14 protein-coding genes and 2 pseudogenes are annotated in these 21,253 nt (G+C 60.9%); 14 read left to right on the forward strand and 2 right to left on the reverse strand.

Annotated features, from left to right (window positions below; translation table 11 throughout):
• The first annotated feature begins 16 nt into the window (after window positions 1-16).
• The 6 genes and pseudogenes from IB254_RS09080 (at window position 17) to IB254_RS09100 (ending at window position 7,686) form a co-directional block, all read left to right on the forward strand.
• On the forward strand, window positions 17-2,608 hold the full coding sequence (locus IB254_RS09080) for a TonB-dependent receptor (RefSeq protein ID WP_192417076.1): 2,592 nt from the start codon (window positions 17-19) through the stop codon (window positions 2,606-2,608).
• A 114-nt stretch (window positions 2,609-2,722) separates the two neighbouring features.
• Window positions 2,723-3,331 carry a biliverdin-producing heme oxygenase gene (locus tag IB254_RS09085; RefSeq protein WP_192417077.1) on the forward strand — a complete coding sequence of 203 codons (609 nt, stop codon included), beginning with the start codon at window positions 2,723-2,725 and terminating at the stop codon, window positions 3,329-3,331.
• A gap of 95 nt (window positions 3,332-3,426) precedes the next feature.
• On the forward strand, window positions 3,427-3,819 hold the full coding sequence (locus IB254_RS09090) for a YbaN family protein (protein WP_192417078.1): 393 nt from the start codon (window positions 3,427-3,429) through the stop codon (window positions 3,817-3,819).
• A gap of 465 nt (window positions 3,820-4,284) precedes the next feature.
• Window positions 4,285-5,253, forward strand: a pseudogene (locus IB254_RS29815) (chemotaxis protein); the annotation flags it as partial.
• A 378-nt stretch (window positions 5,254-5,631) separates the two neighbouring features.
• Window positions 5,632-6,159 (forward strand): annotated as a pseudogene (locus tag IB254_RS29820) (methyl-accepting chemotaxis protein); the annotation flags it as partial.
• A gap of 195 nt (window positions 6,160-6,354) precedes the next feature.
• Window positions 6,355-7,686 (forward strand): CoA transferase, encoded by a 1,332-nt coding sequence (locus IB254_RS09100; RefSeq protein ID WP_192417080.1) that lies wholly within the window; start codon window positions 6,355-6,357, stop codon window positions 7,684-7,686.
• Window positions 7,687-7,821: 135 nt separating this feature from the next.
• On the opposite strand, the gene IB254_RS09105 is transcribed toward IB254_RS09100, so the two are convergent.
• Window positions 7,822-8,685, reverse strand: coding sequence for a DNA-3-methyladenine glycosylase family protein (locus IB254_RS09105; protein WP_192417081.1), 864 nt, complete (start codon window positions 8,683-8,685; stop codon window positions 7,822-7,824).
• Window positions 8,682-10,109 (reverse strand): arginine-ornithine antiporter, encoded by a 1,428-nt coding sequence (gene arcD, locus IB254_RS09110; protein ID WP_008027826.1) that lies wholly within the window; start codon window positions 10,107-10,109, stop codon window positions 8,682-8,684. Before arcD (IB254_RS09110) ends, IB254_RS09105 begins: the two co-directional genes overlap by 4 nt.
• Before the next feature lie 458 nt (window positions 10,110-10,567).
• Here arcD (IB254_RS09110) and arcD (IB254_RS09115) point away from each other — a divergent pair, with 458 nt between their 5' ends.
• From arcD (IB254_RS09115) to gcvP, 8 genes are all read left to right on the forward strand, one after another.
• Complete coding sequence (gene arcD, locus IB254_RS09115; RefSeq protein WP_008038651.1) at window positions 10,568-11,995, forward strand: arginine-ornithine antiporter; 1,428 nt, start codon at window positions 10,568-10,570, stop codon at window positions 11,993-11,995.
• Window positions 11,996-12,030: 35 nt separating this feature from the next.
• A complete protein-coding gene (arcA, locus tag IB254_RS09120; RefSeq protein WP_008027822.1) occupies window positions 12,031-13,287 on the forward strand; it encodes an arginine deiminase in 1,257 nt (418 codons plus the stop codon).
• Between the two features lie 69 nt (window positions 13,288-13,356).
• The gene (locus IB254_RS09125; protein WP_008027820.1) at window positions 13,357-14,367 is read left to right on the forward strand and encodes an ornithine carbamoyltransferase; all 1,011 of its coding nucleotides are present in this window, start codon (window positions 13,357-13,359) and stop codon (window positions 14,365-14,367) included.
• A gap of 178 nt (window positions 14,368-14,545) precedes the next feature.
• On the forward strand, window positions 14,546-15,475 hold the full coding sequence (gene arcC / locus IB254_RS09130; protein ID WP_192417082.1) for a carbamate kinase: 930 nt from the start codon (window positions 14,546-14,548) through the stop codon (window positions 15,473-15,475).
• Between the two features lie 12 nt (window positions 15,476-15,487).
• A complete protein-coding gene (locus IB254_RS09135; RefSeq protein ID WP_192417083.1) occupies window positions 15,488-15,850 on the forward strand; it encodes a DUF5064 family protein in 363 nt (120 codons plus the stop codon).
• A gap of 189 nt (window positions 15,851-16,039) precedes the next feature.
• Entirely contained in the window at window positions 16,040-17,548 is a 1,509-nt protein-coding gene (locus IB254_RS09140) for a sigma-54-dependent transcriptional regulator (RefSeq protein ID WP_192417084.1), read from the forward strand.
• 433 nt (window positions 17,549-17,981) lie between these two features.
• On the forward strand, window positions 17,982-18,365 hold the full coding sequence (gene gcvH / locus IB254_RS09145; RefSeq protein ID WP_008027813.1) for a glycine cleavage system protein GcvH: 384 nt from the start codon (window positions 17,982-17,984) through the stop codon (window positions 18,363-18,365).
• Between the two features lie 11 nt (window positions 18,366-18,376).
• Complete coding sequence (gene gcvP / locus IB254_RS09150; protein ID WP_192417085.1) at window positions 18,377-21,229, forward strand: aminomethyl-transferring glycine dehydrogenase; 2,853 nt, start codon at window positions 18,377-18,379, stop codon at window positions 21,227-21,229.
• Window positions 21,230-21,253: the final 24 nt, after the last annotated feature.

The raw sequence follows: 21,253 nt of genomic DNA on the forward strand, positions 1-21,253 counted from the left end.
ACTCGGAGCGCTATCGATGTCCTCTCGCCTTACCCGCCACTCCTCTTCACCGTCCCGCGTGCTCTCGCTGCTGACCGCCGCCATCCTCATGGCTGGTAGCGCGCCGCTGATGGCCGCCACCGCAGCCGAACAATCGACGCGCAACATGGGCGATTACGCGTTTGCGATCCCGCAACAGTCGCTGGTCTCGGCACTCAATGCCTTTACTGCGGTGACGGGCTGGCAGGTCGGCTTGCCGGCAGAACTTGGGCAAGGCGTGGCCTCGCCGGGTGTGCGCGGGTCCTTGTCGCCTGAGAAAGCACTGGATCGCCTGTTGGTGGGGACCAACCTGAGCTATCGCAAGCTGGGCAACAACAACATCGTCCTGGAAAAGCGCCCGAGCAGCGGCGCCCTCAACCTGCAACAGGTGACCATCAGCGCCACCCGCCAGGAACAAACCGTCGAAAGCGTGCCGGGCACCGTCACCGTTCACACCCGCGAAGAGCTGGACCGCAACAACGTCAACACCATCAAGAACCTGGTGCGTTACGAACCGGGCGTTTCGGTCGGTGGTGCCGGCCAGCGTGGCGGGATCAGCGGCTACAACATCCGCGGCATCGACGGCGACCGGATCCTGACCCAGGTCGACGGCGTCGAAGTGCCCAACGATTTCTTCAACGGCCCCTACGCCAAGACCCAGCGAAACTACGTCGACCCGGAGATCATCAAACGCGTCGAGATCCTGCGCGGGCCGGCCTCGGTGCTGTACGGCAGCAACGCCATCGGCGGTGCGGTCAGTTACTTCACCCTCGACCCGGACGACATCATCAAACCCGGCAAAGACGTCGGCGCCCGCCTGAAAACCGGCTACAGCTCCGCCGACGAGAGCTGGCTGAAGTCTGCGACTGTGGCCGGCCGCGCCGATCAGTTCGATGGCTTGCTGCATTACAGCCAGCGCGACGGTCATGAAACCGAATCCTACGGCAGCAACAACGGCACCGGCCTGGCGCGCACTGCGGCCAACCCGGAGGACGTGCGTACCTACAACGTATTGGCCAAGATCGGCTGGAACTACAACGAAGATTCGCGCCTGGGCCTGACGTATGAAAAGTACAAGGACGACCGCGACACCGATCAGAAAAGTGCCTACGGCGGTCCGTTCGACAAAGGCCAGCCGGCGATTCCGGCCAGCGTCCTGCCGGGCGGCATGTACCAATGGCGCACCGGTAACGACACCGTCACCCGCGAGCGTTTCGGCCTGGAACACAGCTTCGCCCTCGACAGTCTGCTGGCAGACAACGTCAAGTGGAGCCTGAACCACCAGGTCGCCAAGACCGACCAGAGCACCGAAGAGTTCTACTACCCGATCTCACGCAAAGTGCTGCGCACCCGCGAAACCCTTTATGAAGAAAAGCAGTGGGTGTTTGACGCGCAACTGGACAAGGCTTTCAGTCTTGCCGACACCGAGCACCTGCTGACCTACGGCACCACGATCAAGCAGCAGAAAGTCACCGGTTCGCGCAGCGGCAACGGCACCTGCCTCGCGGTCTTTGGTTCCTGCCGAACCCTCGGCGCCGTCAGCACCGCAGACGTGCTGAAAAAATCCAGCGACTTCCCCGACCCGACCGTCAACACCTACAGCCTGTTCGCCCAGGATCAGATCAGCTGGGACAAATGGACCTTCCTGCCGGGGCTGCGCTACGACTACACCGAGCTCAAGCCGCACATCACCCAGGAGTTCTTGAACACCGTGGCGGCCGATGGCCGCGGCACTGTCAGCAACGACTCCAAAAACTGGCATCGTGTGTCGCCGAAATTCGGCCTGACCTACGCCCTGACCGACCAGTACACCTGGTATGGCCAGTACGCCGAAGGTTTCCGCACACCGACCGCCAAGGCGTTGTACGGGCGCTTCGAGAACACCACCACCGGTTATCGCGTGGAACCCAACCCGAACCTCGACCCGGAAACCAGCAAAGGTTTTGAAACCGGTCTGCGCGGTCAATTCGAATCGGGCTCCTTCGATGTGGCCGTGTTCTACAACAAGTACCGCGACTTCATCGAAGAGGATGCCATCTCCCCCGGTTACAACGAGCTGACCTTCCAGAGCGCCAACATCAAGCGCGCCACAATCAAGGGCGCAGAGGTCAAGGGACGTCTGAACCTCGACGCGTTCGGCGCGCCACAAGGCCTGTACACCCAGGGCTCGGTGGCCTACGCCTACGGTCGCAACAACGACAACGGCGAACCGATCAACAGCGTCAACCCGCTGACCGGTGTGTTCGGCCTCGGTTACGACCAGGACAACTACGGTGGCTTGCTCAGCTGGACGCTGGTGAAAAAGAAGGATCGTGTCGACGACACCAAATTCAAGTCGCCGGACGGCGTCAGCAGCCAGTTCAAATCGCCGGGCTTCGGCGTACTGGACCTGACCGGTTTCTACAAAGTGACGGACGACGTGACTGTCAGCGCCGGGGTCTACAACCTGACCGACAAAAAGTACTGGCTGTGGGATGACGTGCGCGGTTACGACGGCGTCGGCGAGGCTTCGGTCCTCAGCCCGGCCAACCTTGATCGCCTGACTCAGCCGGGTCGCAACTTCGCGGTCAATCTGGTCTGGGACATCTGATCCTGCACGCTCGCTGCGCGGCTTTTTATAGAGCCGCACAGTGAGGTTTTTTTACTGTCAGGCGTCTTCTTGTTCGTCTCGTTACCAAGCGCCTCTTTTCTTCAAGGATTTCTCATGACTAACCAGGACACGTCCCAACGCCCGGCTTTGCGCTCGCAACGCTTGAACCAGATCACCCATGAGCCCCACACCAAACTCGATGCGCTGGTCAAAGCCCACGCGCCGTTCGAAACCCAGGCCAATTTCGCCCGTTTCGTGGTGGCGCAGTATCTGTTCCAGTCAGAGCTGGTGGCGCTGTACAACGATGCCGAACTGATCACCATCGTTCCCGATCTGGCGGCGCGCTGCCGTGCCGAGGCGGCCAAGGCTGACCTGGCCGATCTGGACACCGAAGTGCCGGCGCCTGTCGCGGGCGCAGTGAACTCCCCGAGCAAAGCCGAAGCGCTGGGTTGGCTGTTTGTGTCCGAAGGCTCGAAGCTCGGTGCAGCGTTCCTGATCAAACGGGCTGTCGGCTTGGGCCTGAGCGAGACCTTCGGTGCCCGTCACCTCGGCGAACCGGCCGGTGGCCGCGCCGAAGGCTGGAAAAGCTTCGTCAAAACGCTGGACGGTCTGGCACTCACTGAGCAGGAAGAAGCGGAGCTGGATAAAGGCGCAATTAATGCGTTCAACCGCTTCACCGTGTTGCTGGAACACGCCTACGCCACCACCCCCGAACTCGCCTGATAACCCTGCCCTTGTAGGAGCCGGCTTGCTGGCGATGGCGATTCCAAAGACGCCATCGCCAGCAAGCCGGCTCCTACAGGTCATAAATCGATCTTATGACTCGCTCCTCCTCCAAACTCGCCCGTTTCCTGTTCGGCGCACTCGCCTACATCAGCCTAGCCATCGGCCTGATCGCCATCGTCGTGCCAGGCCTGCCGACCACCGAGTTCGTCCTGCTCGCCGCCTGGGCCGCGACCAAGAGTTCGCCGCGCCTGAGTGCCTGGCTGGAAAACCATCGGCTGTTCGGTCCGATCCTCTGCAACTGGCGCAACGGCAAAATCGTTGCACGTCGAGCCAAGGTCAGTGCCACCGTGAGCATGCTGCTGTGCGCCGGGTTGATGCTGGTCATGCTCGATCACGGTTGGCCGGTTTACCTCGCCATTGCCGGCATGAGCCTGGGCAATCTGTGGATCTGGTCGAGACCGGAATCACTGCCGCAAACCACCTGACACACTCCGCGATTTATCCCCGTTTTAAAGCGCTTTTCGGCACATTTTTCCGCGCAAACGTTCAACCATGACCGTTCGTCGGAGCCACCATCATGCATCCTCGCCCCACGCCGATGCGCAGAGATTGGCGCTGAATGGATTTGGCGAACCGGGTCGACCTCGACTCGCAGCCAACACTTCATCCCTTCGCGAGTTCGTCCTATGTTCGACTCTCTGTCCATCCGCCTGAAAATCGTTCTGCTCTCCGGTCTATGCCTGCTGGGCGTGGTCGTCCTGATCGTCAGCATGAACTTCTACCAGACCAACCAGAACGATGAGCTGGTCAGCGTCTCCAGCAGCAAAATGCTCACCGACAGCGTGCAAGACCTGCTTCAGGCCAAGGCCGCCGAGCAAGCGGTGCGGGTGCAGAAAACCTTTGGCGAAAGCCTGCTGGTGGTGACCGCCCTGGCGGACCAGATCAAGGACATGCGCACCCTGGCCGCCAAGCGCTCGCTTGAGGCCGGCGCCCTGCGTGAAGAATTGAACCAGAGCCTGAAAACCGCCTTCGAGCGCAACAGCAAAGTGTTGGGGATCTGGCTGGCGTTCGAACCCAACGGGCTGGACGGCAAGGACAGCGAGTTCGCCAATGACGCGGCTCGCCAGTCCAACGAAGCCGGTCGTTTCGCCAGTTACTGGAGCCGCGCCGGTGGCACCGCGCTCAACACGATCATGGTCGAAGACGACATGACCAAAACCACCTTGAGCCTCAGCGGAACGCCTTACAACAGCTGGTACACCTGCCCTCGCGACAACAGGCGCACCTGCTTGCTGGACCCGTACGCCGATACCGTCGGCGGCAAGGAAATGCTGATGACCACCATTTCCGTACCGCTGCTGGTGGACGGCAAATCCATCGGCGTGGTTGGTGTGGACATCGCCCTCGACGCTTTGCAGGCAGCGGCTGTCGATTCCCAGCGTGATCTGTTCAACAGCGCCGGTCACATGCTGATTGTCTCTGGCAGCGGCGTGCTCGCCGCTTATAGCGTCGACGCGAGCAAGGTCGGCAAAAGCATCGGTGAGACCTTGGGTGCAGAAGGCAAGGATGTCCTGCAATTGCTCAGCGGCGGCACCCCGAAAATCCTCGAACAAGGTGATTTGATTCGTGCGGTGTACCCGGTCAGTCCGATCAGCGATTCCAAAGCCTGGGGCGTGGTGATCGACCTGCCCAAGCAAGTACTGCTGGCCGATTCGGTGAAGCTGCAAACGGTGCTCGATGATGCCCAGCAAAGCGGCACGATCAAAGCCGTGCTGGTGGCGGTCGCTGCCGGCCTCGTCGGCCTGCTGCTGATCTGGCTCACCGCGTCGGGTGTGACCCGGCCGATCAACAGCGTCGCCGAGATGCTCAAGGCCATTGCCAGCGGCGACGGCGACCTGACCCAGCGTCTGCATTACAGCAAGCAGGACGAACTGGGTGAACTGGTGAGTTGGTTCAACCGCTTCCTCGACAAGCTGCAACCGACCATCGCGCAGATCAAACAGAGCATCACCGATGCCCGAGGCACCGCCGACCAGTCTTCGGAAATCGCCCGCCAGACCAGCGAAGGCATGCAGGTGCAGTTCCGCGAAATCGACCAGGTCGCCACCGCGTCCAACGAAATGAGCGCCACGGCCCATGACGTCGCCAACAGTGCGTCGAACGCGGCAAACGCGGCCAAGGGCGCTGACCAGTCGGCTCGCGATGGCATGTCGATCATCGAACGCAGCACCCGCGACATCAATCAACTGGCCGACGAAGTCAGCAAGGCGGTGACCGAAGTCGAAGCGCTGGCAGTCAACAGCGAGCAGATCGGTTCGGTGCTGGAAGTCATCCGCAGCATCGCCGAACAAACCAACCTGCTGGCGCTCAACGCAGCGATCGAAGCCGCCCGTGCCGGCGAGAGCGGTCGCGGTTTTGCGGTAGTGGCCGATGAAGTGCGCAACCTGGCCAAACGCACGCAGGATTCGGTGGAAGAGATCCGCATCGTCATAGAACGCATCCAGACCGGCACCCGCGGCGTGGTCGCCACCATGCATTCGAGCCAGACCCAGGCACACAGCAACGCCGGGCAGATTCAACAAGCGGTGCAAGCCTTGAGCAAAATCAGCGACGCGGTCACGGTGATCAGCGACATGAACCTGCAAATCGCCAGCGCCGCCGAACAACAAAGCGCCGTGGCTGAAGAGGTCAACCGCAACGTCTCGGCGATCCGCACCGTCACCGAAACCCTGACCGGCCAGGCCACCGAATCGGCGCAGATCAACAGCCAACTCAACTCCCTGACCACCCACCAGATGAAATTGATGGATCAGTTCCGGGTGTAGAACCACACCGCAAATCCCTGTAGGAGCCGGCTTGCTGGCGATCGCGGAATGTCAGCCGACGTTGATGTCAACTGACACACCGCTATCGCCAGCAAGCCGGCTCCTACAAGTTCGTGTTCGGCGGGCTTCCGGCGTTTTCATCTAACTGCCCCGTGTTTTGATCTATGCTCGGCCTCTCGTTCCGGAGGGCCTTCGATGACTGATTTACTCACGTCCATTCAAGCCGCACTCGGCTTGCCCCACACCCCGATTCCGTTCACCTCGAAGGGCGCCCTGCCCTCGGCGTTCGCCGTCACTGACCTGGCGAGCGCCAGCATTGCCGCTGCCGGCCAGGCGGTCAGCGAGTTACTGCATCAGCACACCGGTCGTTTGCCCAGTCTTAAAGTCGACCGTCGCCTCGCGTCTTTCTGGTTCGCGACGTCGATCCGTCCCGTCGGCTGGAGTGTTCCTCCACTCTGGGACCCGGTGGCCGGAGACTACCCGACCAGCGACGGCTGGATCCGCCTGCACACCAACGCGCCCCATCACCGTGCGGCGGCCGAAAAAGTGCTCGGTGCCTGTGCCGACCGCGCCGCCGTGGCGAGCAAGGTTGCGCAATGGGCGAAAACCGATCTGGAACACGCCGTGGTCGAGGCCGGTGGCTGTGCCGCCGAAATGCGCAGCTGGGCGCAATGGCAGGCGCATCCCCAGGGCCAGGCGGTGAATTCTGAGCCACTGATTCAATTCAGCGCTGGCAACCCTGAACCGTCGCCATCGTGGCAAGGATCGGTGGCGCGACCGCTGGCCGGGATCAAGGTGCTGGATTTGACCCGCGTGCTCGCCGGCCCGGTCGCCAGTCGCTTTCTCGCCGGCCTCGGCGCCGACGTTTTGCGCATCGACCCACCGACCTGGAGCGAGCCCGGTGTGGTGCCGGAAGTCACCTTGGGCAAACGCTGCGCACGCCTGGATTTGCATGACAAAGCAGATCGCATCTTGTTCGAAAGCCTGCTCAAGGACGCCGACATTCTGCTCCACGGCTACCGCGCCGATGCCCTGGAACGGCTGGGTTACGGCGTCGCCGAACGACAGGCTCTCGCGCCCGGCCTGATCGACGTCTGCCTGAACGCCTACGGCTGGAGCGGACCATGGCAGAACCGCCGCGGCTTCGACAGCCTGGTGCAGATGAGCAGCGGGATTGCCGAAGCGGGGATGCAGTGGAAGAAGGCGGACCAGCCGACGCCGTTGCCGGTGCAGGCGCTGGATCATGCCACCGGGTATTTGATGGCGGCTGCGGCGATCACATTGTTGGGACGGGGTGGGTCGGCGCGGTTGTCGCTGGCGCGGACGGCGAAGTTGTTAATTGAACAGGACGCAGGAACAGCCGTGGCGTTGCGGGGTGAAGATGAGGACGATCAGGGCTTGTTGGTTGAGCAGACACCCTGGGGACCGGCGCATCGGTTGCAGGTGCCGTTGAAGATTACGGGGACGCCGTTGCAGTGGGCGATTCCGGCCTCCGAATTGGGTTCACATCGCGCGCAGTGGTGGTGACTGTCAGATAGCTATCGCGAGCAGGCTCACTCCTACAGTTGACCGCGTATATCCGCAACAACTCGGTCAACTGTAGGGGTGAGACCGGCTTGCCGGCGATAGCGTCAGATCAGTCACTAAAAATCCCGGATCAGCTCAGTCAGCCCGACTCAGTGATGTCCACAAAAGCTGCGCCGCATACCCTCGACAAGGTCGCCAACCTTCGGCCCGCGCCAACAACTCCCGAGCCGTCACCCGCTCCCCCTCAAGCGCCGACAACGCATTGATCAATCCCACATCCCCATTCGGAAACGCATCCATCTCGCGCAATTGTCGCAAGGCAATGTACTGCGCCGTCCAGTCGCCAATCCCGTGCAACGCCAGCAACCGCGCCACACCACCCTCACGCCCCGGTTCAAACAACAACGGATCATCAAGCAACGCCTGGGCCACACCCGACAGCGTCCGGCCCCGGCTTTTCGGCATGCCCAGCGCCGCCAGATCCGCCTGCGCCAATACATCAGCCGCCGGGAACACCTGCGTGATACCGGGCAAAACCGACGCCAAAGGCGGCCCATATTGCACCACCAGTTTCCCCGCCAACCTGATCGCCGCAACCACGCTGATCTGCTGCCCCAACACCGCACGAATCGCCAGTTCCAGACCGTCCCACGTCCCCGGAACCCGTAATCCCGGCCGCTCGGCAATCAGCCGCGCCATCAACGGGTCAGCCTTCAGCGACCGATGAATCGCGGCTAAATCCGCATCCAGATCAAACATCCGTCGCAACCGCGCAACGATCTCCGGCACCGCCGCCGGGTCAGGAAAATTCAGCGTCACTTCCAGCGCATCGCCCGCCACCGGCCTTATCGAAAACGTGCCGTGAGCGCCGTCCAGACCGATGCTGCGCGAATACACGCCATCAACCACCGTTTCCATTCCCGCCACGGCCCGCGCCGACAAGAAGCCCAGCATCGCCGGCCAGTCATAGGGCGGCTGATAGGCCAGCCGCAACCTCACAACGACAAAAATCCGCTGTACAAACCGTACGCCGCCAACCCGGCGCCGCTGATGACTGCGGTAAATATCCCTTTCTCGATCGCTGTAAACAGCGGTTCACCCTGCTCGCGTTTGGCCTTGGCGAACAGAATTACCCCCGGCGCATACAACAACGCCGACAGCAGCAAATACTTGACCCCGCCGGCGTACAACAGCCACACCGCATAACTCAGCGCGATGCCGCCGATCAGCAAGTCTTTGGTGCGTTCCGCCGACGCGTGCTCGTACGTTTCGCCGCGTCCGCTCAACAACACCGCATACGCTGCCGACCACAGATACGGCACCAGAATCATCGACGACGCGAGGTAGATCAGGCTGGTGTAAGTCCCGGCAGAAAACAGCGTGATCAGCAGGAAAAGCTGGATCATCACGTTGGTCAGCCACAGCGCATTGACCGGCACATGGTTGGCGTTTTCCTTTTTCAGGAAGGCCGGCATGGTCTTGTCCTTGGCCGTGGCGAAGAGGATTTCGGCGCAAAGCAGCGCCCAGGACAACAACGCGCCGAGCAGCGAAATCGCCAGGCCAATGCTGATCAACAACGCGCCCCAGGGCCCGACGATGTGTTCCAGCACCGCCGCCAGTGACGGGTTCTGCAGGTTGGCCAGTTCCGGCTGGCTCATGATCCCCAGCGACAACACGTTCACCAGCACCAACAGCGCCAGCACGCCAATAAAACCGATGACCGTCGCCCGGCCGACATCCGAACGTTTCTCCGCCCGCGCCGAATACACACTGGCGCCCTCGATGCCGATGAACACAAACACGGTGACCAGCATCATGTTGCGCACCTGATCCATCACGCCGCCGAAATTCGGGTTGCTGCGGCCCCAGATGTCACGGGTAAAGATGTCGGCCTTGAACGCCACGGCGGCGATGACGATGAACATGATCAGCGGCACGATCTTGGCCACGGTGGTCAACTGATTGATGAACGTCGCCTCCTTGATCCCGCGCAGCACCAGAAAATGTACGGCCCACAGCAGGACCGAGGCGCAACCGATGGCGATGGGCGTGTTGCCCTGGCCAAACACCGGAAAGAAGTACCCGAGAGTGCTGAACAGCAGAACGAAGTAACCGACGTTGCCCAGCCAGGCGCTGATCCAGTACCCCCACGCGGACGAGAAACCCATGTAGTCGCCGAAACCTGCCTTCGCGTAGGCGTACACCCCGGAATCCAGCTCGGGTTTGCGATTGGCCAGCGTCTGGAACACGAAGGCCAGCGTCAGCATTCCGACGGCGGTGATGGCCCAACCGATCAATATCGCGCCGGCATCGGCACGGGCGGCCATGTTCTGCGGCAAGGAAAAGATCCCGCCACCAATCATCGATCCAACCACCAGCGCGATCAGTGCGCTCAGGCGAAGTTTTTGCGTCGGTTGCGACATGCCTGCGTCTCCATTTTTCCCGATGTGACCGGGGAATGACCACGGCCGGGAAACCGTCACATGGTTGGTTTTAACTAAATAGGTACAGCGTAATAACGTTTATTAGAAAACGCCAAGTCATGTCCGTTATTTATAGCGGATGATTCTATTAGCGTCTTGGCAAAGAGCGAATATGTGGGTCAATCTTAATTAATCGATTCCATACCTGAAACCGGCGTCAAAAATTTGCGGAAAGCAGAAAACGAACTAGCGTAAAAGTTCCAAGCAATTGGAGTTATTCCTTTTGTATGAATCGAGGCCTCTGGACCGGGCTTTTCCGGAAATACCGTTATGCCCGGAAAAGGTTCATAAGTCTTTCATTAACAATGGAATGTAGCCATGCACTGATCTAAGTCAGCTGATTGAATTGCTAACAGAACTACTCTGTTGTCTCTCTTCTCCTGCATTGGAGTCATGCAATGTCTGAATCCCCCGGAAAACTGAAACTCGGTGCACTTGTTGCGTTGGTTGTCGGCTCTATGATTGGTGGCGGGATCTTTTCTTTGCCCCAGAACATGGCCGCCAGTGCCGACGTCGGCGCGGTGCTGATCGGTTGGGCCATCACCGCTGTCGGCATGCTGACACTCGCCTTCGTGTTCCAGACACTCGCCAATCGCAAACCTGACTTGGACGGCGGGGTCTACGCCTACGCCAAGGCCGGATTCGGCGACTACATGGGTTTCTCCTCCGCGTGGGGTTACTGGATCAGTGCCTGGCTCGGTAACGTCGGTTACTTCGTCCTGCTGTTCAGCACCCTCGGCTACTTCTTTCCGATCTTCGGTGAAGGCAATACCGTTGCCGCTGTGATTGGTGCGTCGCTGCTGCTCTGGGGCGTGCACTTCCTCGTGCTGCGCGGGATCAAGGAAGCGGCGTTCATCAACCTGGTGACCACCGTCGCCAAGGTCGTGCCGCTGCTGCTGTTTGTGCTGATCGCGATCTTCGCCTTCAAGCTCGACATCTTCACCGCTGACATCTGGGGCGTGAAAAACCCCGACCTGGGCAGCGTGATGAACCAGGTGCGCAAAATGATGCTGGTCACCGTCTGGGTGTTCATCGGCATCGAAGGCGCGAGCATCTTCTCGGCGCGGGCGGAAAAGCGCAGCGACGTCGGTAAAGCCACCGTGATCGGCTTCATCACCGTGCTGTTGTTCCTGGTGCTGGTGAACGTGCTGTCGCTGGGCATCATGACCCAACCGGAACTGGCGAAACTGCAGAACCCGTCGATGGCCGCGGTGCTGGAGCACGTGGTCGGTCACTGGGGCGCGGTGCTGATCAGCGTCGGCCTGATCATTTCCCTGCTTGGCGCGTTGCTGTCATGGGTGCTGCTGTGTGCGGAGATCATGTTCGCCGCCGCCAAGGACCACACCATGCCGGAATTCCTGCGCAAGGAGAACGCCAACCATGTGCCGGTCAATGCCTTGTGGCTGACCAACGCGATGGTGCAGCTGTTCCTGATCATCACGTTGTTTTCCGCCAGTACTTACCTGTCGCTGATCTACCTCGCCACTTCAATGATTCTGGTGCCGTATCTGTGGTCCGCGGCTTATGCACTGCTGCTGGCGGTGCGCGGCGAGAGTTATGAAAACGACTCGGGCGAACGCTCGAAGGATTTGCTCATCGGTGCCATCGCGGTGATCTACGCGGTCTGGCTGGTCTACGCAGGGGGCACCAAATACTTGCTGTTGTCTGCCCTGCTCTATGCGCCCGGGGTCATCCTGTTCGCCAAGGCCAAGCGAGAACTCGGCAAACCGATTTTCACCAACGTCGAGAAGCTGATTTTTGCAGCCGTCATCGTGGGCGCCCTGGTGGCAGCTTACGGGCTGTATGACGGCTTCCTGACTCTGTAATACCCGATTGTTTTGTCATCTGGAGGATCACTGTAATGACCACGGAAAAAGTTAAGTACGGCGTACATTCCGAAGCCGGCAAACTGCGCAAAGTCATGGTTTGCTCCCCCGGCCTGGCCCACCAGCGGCTGACCCCGAACAACTGCGACGAACTGCTTTTCGATGATGTGCTGTGGGTCGCCCAGGCCAAGCGTGACCATTTCGATTTCGTCACCAAGATGCGTGAACGCGGGGTCGACGTGCTGGAAATGCACAACCTGCTGACCGACATCGTCGCGATTCCTGAAGCCCTCGACTGGATTCTGGAACGCAAGGTCACCGCCAATTCGGTCGGTTTGGGGTTGATCGATGAAACGAAGTCATGGCTGCGCAGCCTGGAGCCTCGCAAGATCGCTGAATTCCTGATTGGCGGCGTCTCCGCCGATGACCTGCCGGACAGTTTCGGCGGCAAGACCATCCAGATGTTCCGCGATTTCCTCGGCCACTCCAGCTTCATTCTGCCGCCGCTGCCCAACACCCAGTTCACCCGCGACACCACGTGCTGGATCTACGGCGGCGTGACGCTGAACCCGATGTACTGGCCGGCGCGCCGTCAAGAAACCTTGCTGACCACCGCCATCTACAAATTCCACCCGCAGTTCACCAACGCCGACTTCGAAATCTGGTACGGCGATCCGGACCAGGAACACGGCAGTTCCACCCTTGAAGGCGGCGACGTCATGCCGATCGGCAATGGCGTGGTGTTGATCGGCATGGGCGAACGCTCTTCCCGTCAAGCCATCGGCCTGTTGGCCCTGAACCTGTTCAAGAACAAGGCCGTGGAAAAAGTCATCGTCGCCGGTCTGCCGAAGTCCCGTGCGGCCATGCACCTGGACACCGTGTTCAGCTTCTGCGACCGCGACCTGGTGACGATCTTCCCGGAAGTGGTGAACCAGATCGTCGGCTTCACCCTGCGCCCGGATGAAGGCAAACAAGGGGGCATCGACATCCGTCGCGAAGAAGGCAACTTCCTCGATGTGGTGGCCAAGGCATTGAACCTCAAAGCGTTGCGCGTGGTGGAAACCGGCGGCAACAGCTTCGCCGCCGAACGCGAGCAGTGGGACGACGGCAACAACGTGGTGGCCGTGGAACCCGGCGTGGTGATCGGCTATGACCGCAACACCTACACCAACACCCTGCTGCGCAAGGCCGGTGTGGAAGTCATCACCATCAGCGCCGGTGAACTGGGGCGCGGCCGTGGCGGCGGCCACTGCATGACCTGCCCGATCATCCGCGACCCAATCGACTACTAAACGACCATCCCCCCGGCCGCACTGACCCGGTAGCGGCCGGGCCGATTACCGAACTCAAGGAGAATCATCATGGCGTTCAACATCCACAACCGTAACCTGCTCAGCCTGGAGCACCACACGCCCCGTGAGCTGCGTTACCTGCTCGACCTGTCCCGTGACCTCAAACGCGCGAAGTACACCGGCACCGAGCAACAACACCTCAAAGGCAACAACATCGCGCTGATCTTCGAAAAAACCTCGACCCGCACCCGTTGCGCCTTCGAAGTCGCGGCCTATGATCAGGGCGCCAACGTCACCTACATCGACCCGAACTCCTCGCAAATCGGCCACAAGGAAAGCATGAAGGACACCGCCCGAGTACTGGGGCGCATGTACGACGCTATCGAATACCGTGGCTTCAAGCAGGAAATCGTCGAGGAGCTGGCCAAGTTCGCCGGCGTGCCGGTGTTCAACGGGCTGACCGACGAGTACCACCCGACGCAAATGATCGCCGACGTGCTGACCATGCGTGAACACGCGGACAAGCCGATCCACGAAATCAGCTACGCCTACCTGGGCGACGCGCGCAACAACATGGGCAACTCGCTGCTGCTGATCGGCGCCAAGCTGGGCATGGACGTGCGCATCTGCGCGCCGAAAGCCCTGTGGCCCCTTGATGACCTGGTCTCGCGCTGCAAGAAATACGCGGAAGAAAGCGGCGCCCGCATCACCTTGACCGAAGACCCGAAAGCAGCGGTCAAGGGCGTGGACTTCATCCACACCGACGTTTGGGTGTCGATGGGCGAGCCGGTCGAAGCCTGGGCCGAACGCATCCAGCAACTGTTGCCCTACCAGGTCAACGCGGAACTGATGAAAGCCACCGGCAACCCGCGCACCAAGTTCATGCACTGTCTGCCGGCGTTCCATAACAGCGACACCAAGGTCGGTAAACAGATTGCCGAGCAGTATCCGCACCTGTCCAACGGCATCGAGGTCACCGATGACGTGTTCGAGTCGCCAGCGTGCATCGCCTTCGAGCAAGCGGAAAACCGCATGCACACGATCAAGGCGATCCTGGTGTCGACCCTGGCTGACCTGTAACGGCTGACCCGGTTCCTGCGCTACCCCTGTAGGAGCCGGCTTGCTGGCGATGGCATCACCGCGGTGCATCTGACAGACCGAGCAGATGCCATCGTCGGAACGCCGCCCGCAGCAAGCCGGCTCCTACAAGGGTCCGCTCCGGGTCGCTCGCCATTTCTTTGTTTAGAAGGACTGAATCATGCGTATCGTCGTTGCTCTGGGCGGTAACGCCCTGCTCCGCCGTGGTGAACCCATGACCGCGGACAACCAACGCGCCAACATCCGGATCGCCACCGAACAGATCGCCAAGATCCATGCCGGCAACGAACTGGTCATCGCCCACGGCAACGGCCCGCAGGTCGGCCTGCTGTCGTTGCAAGCGGCGGCCTACACCTCGGTGTCGCCTTACCCGCTGGACGTGCTCGGCGCCGAAACCGAAGGCATGATCGGCTACATCATCGAACAGGAACTGGGCAACCTGCTGGACTTCGAAGTGCCCTTCGCCACGCTCCTGACCCAGGTCGAAGTCGACGCCAACGACCCGGCCTTCCAGAACCCGACCAAACCCATCGGCCCGGTGTACGCCAAGGCCGAAGCAGAAAAACTCGCCGCCGAAAAAGGCTGGGCGATTGCCCCGGACGGCGACAAATTCCGTCGCGTGGTGGCCAGCCCGAGACCGAAACGCATCTTCGAAATCCGCCCGATCAAGTGGCTGCTGGAAAAAGGCAGCATTGTGATTTGCGCGGGCGGTGGCGGCATTCCGACCATGTACGGCGCCCATGGCAAGCTGCAAGGCGTGGAAGCGGTGATCGACAAAGACCTGTGCTCGGCGCTGCTGGCCGAACAGCTGGACAGCGATTTGCTGGTGATTGCCACCGACGTCAACGCGGCCTTCATCGACTATGGTAAACCCACACAAAAAGCCATCGGCCAGGCGCACCCGGACGAAATGGAGAAACTCGGCTTCGCCGCCGGCTCCATGGGACCCAAGGTTCAGGCAGCCTGCGAGTTTGCCCGCCATACTGGAAAAGTCGCGGTGATCGGTTCACTCTCGGACATCGAGGCGATCGTCCAGGGCACGGCCGGCACCCGCATCAGCACGGCAAAACCTGGCATTACTTATTTATAAGGAGAACCGTCAATGGCACAGTTCGAGCCCGGTCACCTGCACATTGAGCGCCACGCACTGACACCGGACGATGTCAGCTACAACGTGCACCTCGACTATGAAGTCAGCAAGAATCCCAAGGGGGAGAAAGGGATTCAGTTCACCCTGCATGGCAATATTCAAGGGAAGGACATGTCAGAGCCCTTCTTTCTACGTAAGGAGGAAGCCTACAACTTCGCCAACAACGTAACGAAAATCGCCGAGAAGTACGGGATTCCAAAGACCCACAGCCAGATCGGCTCGGTCCACAAGCATTACGACCTGATGTTCGAAGACATCCGCAAGCAGTTGGATATGAAATCCGGCGACCCGGTGAACATCGAACACTTCGAATAACCCCTCACAAAACCTGTAGGAGCCGGCTTGCTGGCGATGGCATCACCTCGGTGTATCTGACAGACCGCAGAGATGCCATCGCCAGCAAGCCGGCTCCTACAGGTGGCGTGCGCATTACCGGATTTCACCTGAACCCCTCCTCCAAGGCATACTTGCCACCCTCCGCACGTCAGATAAAAAAACCGCCCCATGCGTATCCACGTCAGCTTCATCGACCGCGTCGGCATTACCCAGGAAGTCCTGGCTCTGCTCGGTGGGCGCAATCTCAATCTGGATGCGGTGGAAATGGTTCCGCCCAACGTCTACATCGACGCCCCGACCCTGAGCCCGGACGTGCTCGAAGAGCTGCACGACGCCTTGCTCAGCGTGCGCGGCGTGCAGGCGATGACGGTGGTCGACATCCTTCCCGGCCAACGTCGGCACTTGCAACTCGATGCGCTGCTCGCGGCCATGACCGACCCGGTACTGGCCCTGGACAGCGCCGGCAAGGTGCTGCTGGCCAACCCGGCATTGATTGCCTTGTACGGTCGCGAACCGGCCGGTGAAAGTGTCGCTGACCTGTTTGCCGATCCCGCATTGCTCGACGCCCTGTTGGAGCACGGCTTTCGTCTGCCGCTGAGGGAGATCACCGTCAACGGCCAGACCTTGTTGCTGGACGCCACGCCGATCACCGACGCCGGCGCCCTGCTGACGCTGTATCAACCGAACCGCATCGGCGAACGCCTCTCGGCGCTGCACCACGACCATGCCGAAGGGTTCGATGCGCTGCTCGGCGAATCCCCGGCGATTCGTACGCTCAAGGCGCGCGCGCAGCGGGTTGCAGCCCTCGATGCGCCGTTGTTGATCCAGGGCGAAACCGGCACCGGCAAAGAACTCGTCGCCCGGGCCTGTCACGCCATCAGCGCGCGGCACAGCTCGCCGTTCCTGGCACTGAACTGCGCGGCATTGCCAGAGAACCTCGCCGAAAGCGAACTGTTCGGCTACGCCCCCGGCGCCTTCACCGGCGCGCAACGGGGCGGCAAACCGGGGCTGATGGAATTGGCCAACCAGGGCACGGTGTTTCTCGATGAGATCGGCGAGATGTCGCCGTACTTGCAGGCGAAACTGCTGCGTTTCCTCAACGACGGCAGTTTCCGTCGGGTGGGCGGTGATCGTGAAGTGAAGGTCAACGTGCGGATCCTCAGCGCCACGCACCGCGACCTGGAAAAAATGGTCAGCGAGGGCTCGTTCCGCGAAGACCTGTTCTACCGACTCAACGTGCTCAATGTCGAAGTCCCGCCACTGCGTGAACGCGGCCAGGACATTCTGCTGCTGGCGCGCTATTTCATGCAGCAGGCCTGCGCGCAGATTCAGCGACCGGTGTGTCGCCTGGCACCGGGCACTTACCCGGCGTTGCTGGGCAACCGCTGGCCGGGCAACGTGCGGCAACTGCAGAACGTGATCTTTCGCGCCGCGGCGATTTGCGAAAGCAGCCTGGTGGACATCGGCGACCTCGACATCGCCGGCACCTCCGTGGCGCGCCAGAGCGACACAGACGTCGACAGCCTGGAGCAGGCGATGGAAGAGTTCGAAAAGACCCTGCTGGAAAAACTCTACGTCAGCTACCCCTCGACGCGGCAACTGGCCAGCCGCCTGCAAACCTCCCACACCGCGATTGCCCATCGATTGCGCAAGTACGGGATTCCCAACAAGCCGTAATCGCTGTTGGTTCGAACGTATTCTTTCGATGAACCTCGACCTGTAGGAGCCGGCTTGCTGGCGATGGCGATGCTGAAGACGCCATCGCCAGCAAGCCGGCTCCTACAGGTCGGTGGGCATCCTCAGGAATAGCGTCTGAAAACGACCTCCATCTGTACTGAAAGCGCTACAGCGGAACGATATCGATACACCCGCTTCGGATCACCGTTGCACAAGGCTTTGATCCACCTACACTTTTTTGTTCGCGTTCGACTGTAGCGATTTCGCTACACCGATCAAAAAACCATCCTTGAAACAAACCCCTAACCAATTGATTTATAACAATAAAATTAAATTGGCCGCGATATTGCTTAGTAACCACTCATAAATCAGGGCTTACGCCCAAGCATTCAATCGCGTCCACCAGACGAGTCTGGCCCCCTTAGGAGTTTCCATGAGCGAATTGCGTTTTACTGAAGATCACGAATGGCTGCGTACCGAAGCTGATGGCTCCGTCACCGTCGGCATCACCGCTTTCGCGCAGAACGCCCTGGGCGACGTGGTTTTCGTACAACTGCCTGAGCTGCAGTCCTACGACAAAGGCGCAGAAGCCGCCACCGTGGAATCGGTAAAAGCCGCCAGCGGCGTGTACATGCCACTCGACGGTGAAGTGCTGGAAGTGAACCCGGCGCTGGACAGCAGCCCGGAACTGGTCAACGAAGATCCGCTGGGCGAAGGCTGGTTCTTCCGCTTCCAGCCAACTGACGCCTCGGCTGTCGCCAAACTGCTGGATCAGGACGCCTACGACCGTCTGATCAAAGCCAACGCCGAAGCCTGAGGAGCACGCACATGACTCAAATCAATCTGAGCACTGCCAACGAATTCATCGCGCGCCACATCGGCCCGCGTTCCGGCGATGAGCAAGCGATGCTCAACAGCCTCGGTTTCGACTCGCTGGAAGCCCTGAGCGCCAGCGTCATTCCGGACAGTATCAAAGGCACTAGCGTGCTCGGCCTCGAAGACGGCCTGAGCGAAGCCGACGCTCTGGCGTTGATCAAAGGCATCGCTGCCAAGAACCAGCTGTTCAAAACTTACATCGGCCAGGGCTACTACGGCACCCACACACCGTCGCCGATCCTGCGCAACCTGCTGGAAAACCCGGCCTGGTACACCGCCTACACCCCGTACCAGCCAGAAATTTCCCAGGGCCGTCTCGAAGCGCTGTTGAACTTCCAGACCCTGATCAGCGACCTGACCGGTCTGCCGATCGCCAACGCCTCGCTGCTCGACGAAGCCACTGCCGCCGCCGAAGCCATGACCTTCTGCAAGCGCCTGAGCAAGAACAAAGGCAGCCACGCGTTCTTCGCCTCCGTGCATTGCCACCCGCAAACCCTCGACGTGCTGCGCACCCGTGCCGAGCCATTGGGCATCGACGTGGTTGTCGGCGACGAGCTTGAACTGACTGACGTGACGCCGTTCTTCGGCGCCCTGCTGCAATACCCGGCCAGCAACGGTGACGTCTTCGACTACCGCGCACTGACCGAGCGCTTCCACGCCGCCAACGCACTGGTTGCCGTCGCTGCCGACCTGCTGGCCCTGACCGTGCTGACCCCGCCGGGCGAGTTCGGTGCCGACGTGGCCATCGGCAGCGCACAACGCTTTGGCGTGCCGCTGGGCTTCGGTGGCCCGCACGCGGCTTACTTCTCTACCAAAGATGCGTTCAAGCGCGACATGCCGGGCCGTCTGGTCGGGGTCTCCGTGGACCGTTTCGGCAAGCCGGCCCTGCGCCTGGCCATGCAGACCCGCGAGCAACACATCCGCCGCGAGAAGGCCACCAGCAACATCTGCACCGCGCAGGTTCTGCTGGCCAACATCGCCAGCATGTACGCCGTGTATCACGGCCCGAAAGGCCTGACGCAGATTGCCAACCGCATTCATCACCTGACCGCGATCCTCGCCAAGGGCTTGAGTGCACTGGGCCTGACCGTCGAGCAAGCCAGCTTCTTCGACACCCTGACCCTGAACACCGGCGCCAACACCGCCAAACTGCATGACAAGGCGCGTGCGCAGCAGATCAACCTGCGCGTAGTCGATGGCGAGCGCCTGGGCCTGTCCCTCGACGAAACCACTTCGCAAGCTGACGTCGAAACCCTGTGGGCCTTGTTCGCCGACGGCAAAGCACTGCCGGACTTCGCTGCCATCGCAGCGGCAGTGGTCAGCGCGATTCCGGCTGCGCTGGTTCGCCAATCGCCGATCCTCAGCCACCCGGTGTTCAACCGTTATCACTCGGAAACCGAGCTGATGCGCTACCTGCGCAAGCTCGCCGACAAGGACCTGGCCCTGGATCGCACCATGATCCCGCTGGGTTCGTGCACCATGAAACTCAACGCCGCCAGCGAAATGATCCCGGTGACCTGGGCTGAGTTCGGTGCCCTGCACCCGTTCGCCCCAGCCGAACAAAGCGCCGGTTACCAGCAACTGACCGACGAACTGGAAGCGATGCTCTGCGCCGCCACCGGTTACGACTCGATCTCGCTGCAACCGAACGCCGGTTCACAAGGTGAATACGCCGGTCTGCTGGCCATTCGTGCTTACCACCAGAACCGTGGCGAAGACCGTCGCGACATCTGCCTGATCCCATCGTCTGCCCACGGCACCAACCCCGCTACCGCCAACATGGCTGGCATGCGAGTGGTCGTGACCGCGTGCGACGCCCGTGGCAACGTCGACATCGAAGACCTGCGCGCCAAGGCCATCGAGCACCGCGAACACCTCGCTGCGCTGATGATCACTTACCCGTCGACCCATGGCGTGTTCGAAGAAGGCATCCGCGAAATCTGCGGCATCATTCATGACAACGGCGGCCAGGTGTACATCGACGGCGCCAACATGAACGCGATGGTCGGCCTCTGCGCACCGGGCAAGTTCGGCGGCGACGTGTCCCACCTGAACCTACACAAAACCTTCTGCATCCCTCACGGTGGTGGCGGCCCGGGCGTCGGCCCGATCGGCGTGAAATCGCACCTGACCCCGTTCCTGCCGGGCCACGCTCAGATGGATCGCAAGGAAGGCGCGGTCTGCGCAGCACCGTTCGGCAGCGCAAGCATTCTGCCGATCACCTGGATGTACATTCGGATGATGGGTGGCGCGGGTCTCAAGCGTGCTTCGCAACTGGCGATCCTCAATGCCAACTACATTTCCCGTCGCCTCGAAGAGCACTATCCAGTGCTGTACACCGGCAGCAACGGCCTGGTGGCGCACGAGTGCATCCTTGACCTGCGTCCACTGAAAGACAGCAGCGGCATCAGCGTCGATGACGTTGCCAAGCGCCTGATCGACTTCGGCTTCCACGCCCCGACCATGTCGTTCCCGGTCGCCGGCACGCTGATGATCGAGCCGACCGAAAGCGAATCCAAGGAAGAACTGGACCGCTTCTGCGACGCCATGATCCGCATCCGCGAAGAAATCCGCGCAGTGGAAAACGGCACGCTGGACAAGGAAGACAACCCGCTGAAAAACGCCCCGCACACTGCGGCGGAACTGGTCGGCGAGTGGTCCCATCCGTACAGCCGCGAGCAAGCGGTGTACCCGGTTGCGTCGCTGATTGAAGGCAAATACTGGCCGCCGGTCGGTCGCGTCGACAACGTCTTCGGTGATCGCAACCTGGTTTGCGCCTGCCCGTCGATCGAAAGCTACGCTTGATCTATAGGGGCGGCATGTCCGCCC

It is taken from the genome of Pseudomonas sp. PDM03 (assembly GCF_014852385.1).
Lineage (GTDB): Bacteria > Pseudomonadota > Gammaproteobacteria > Pseudomonadales > Pseudomonadaceae > Aquipseudomonas > Aquipseudomonas migulae.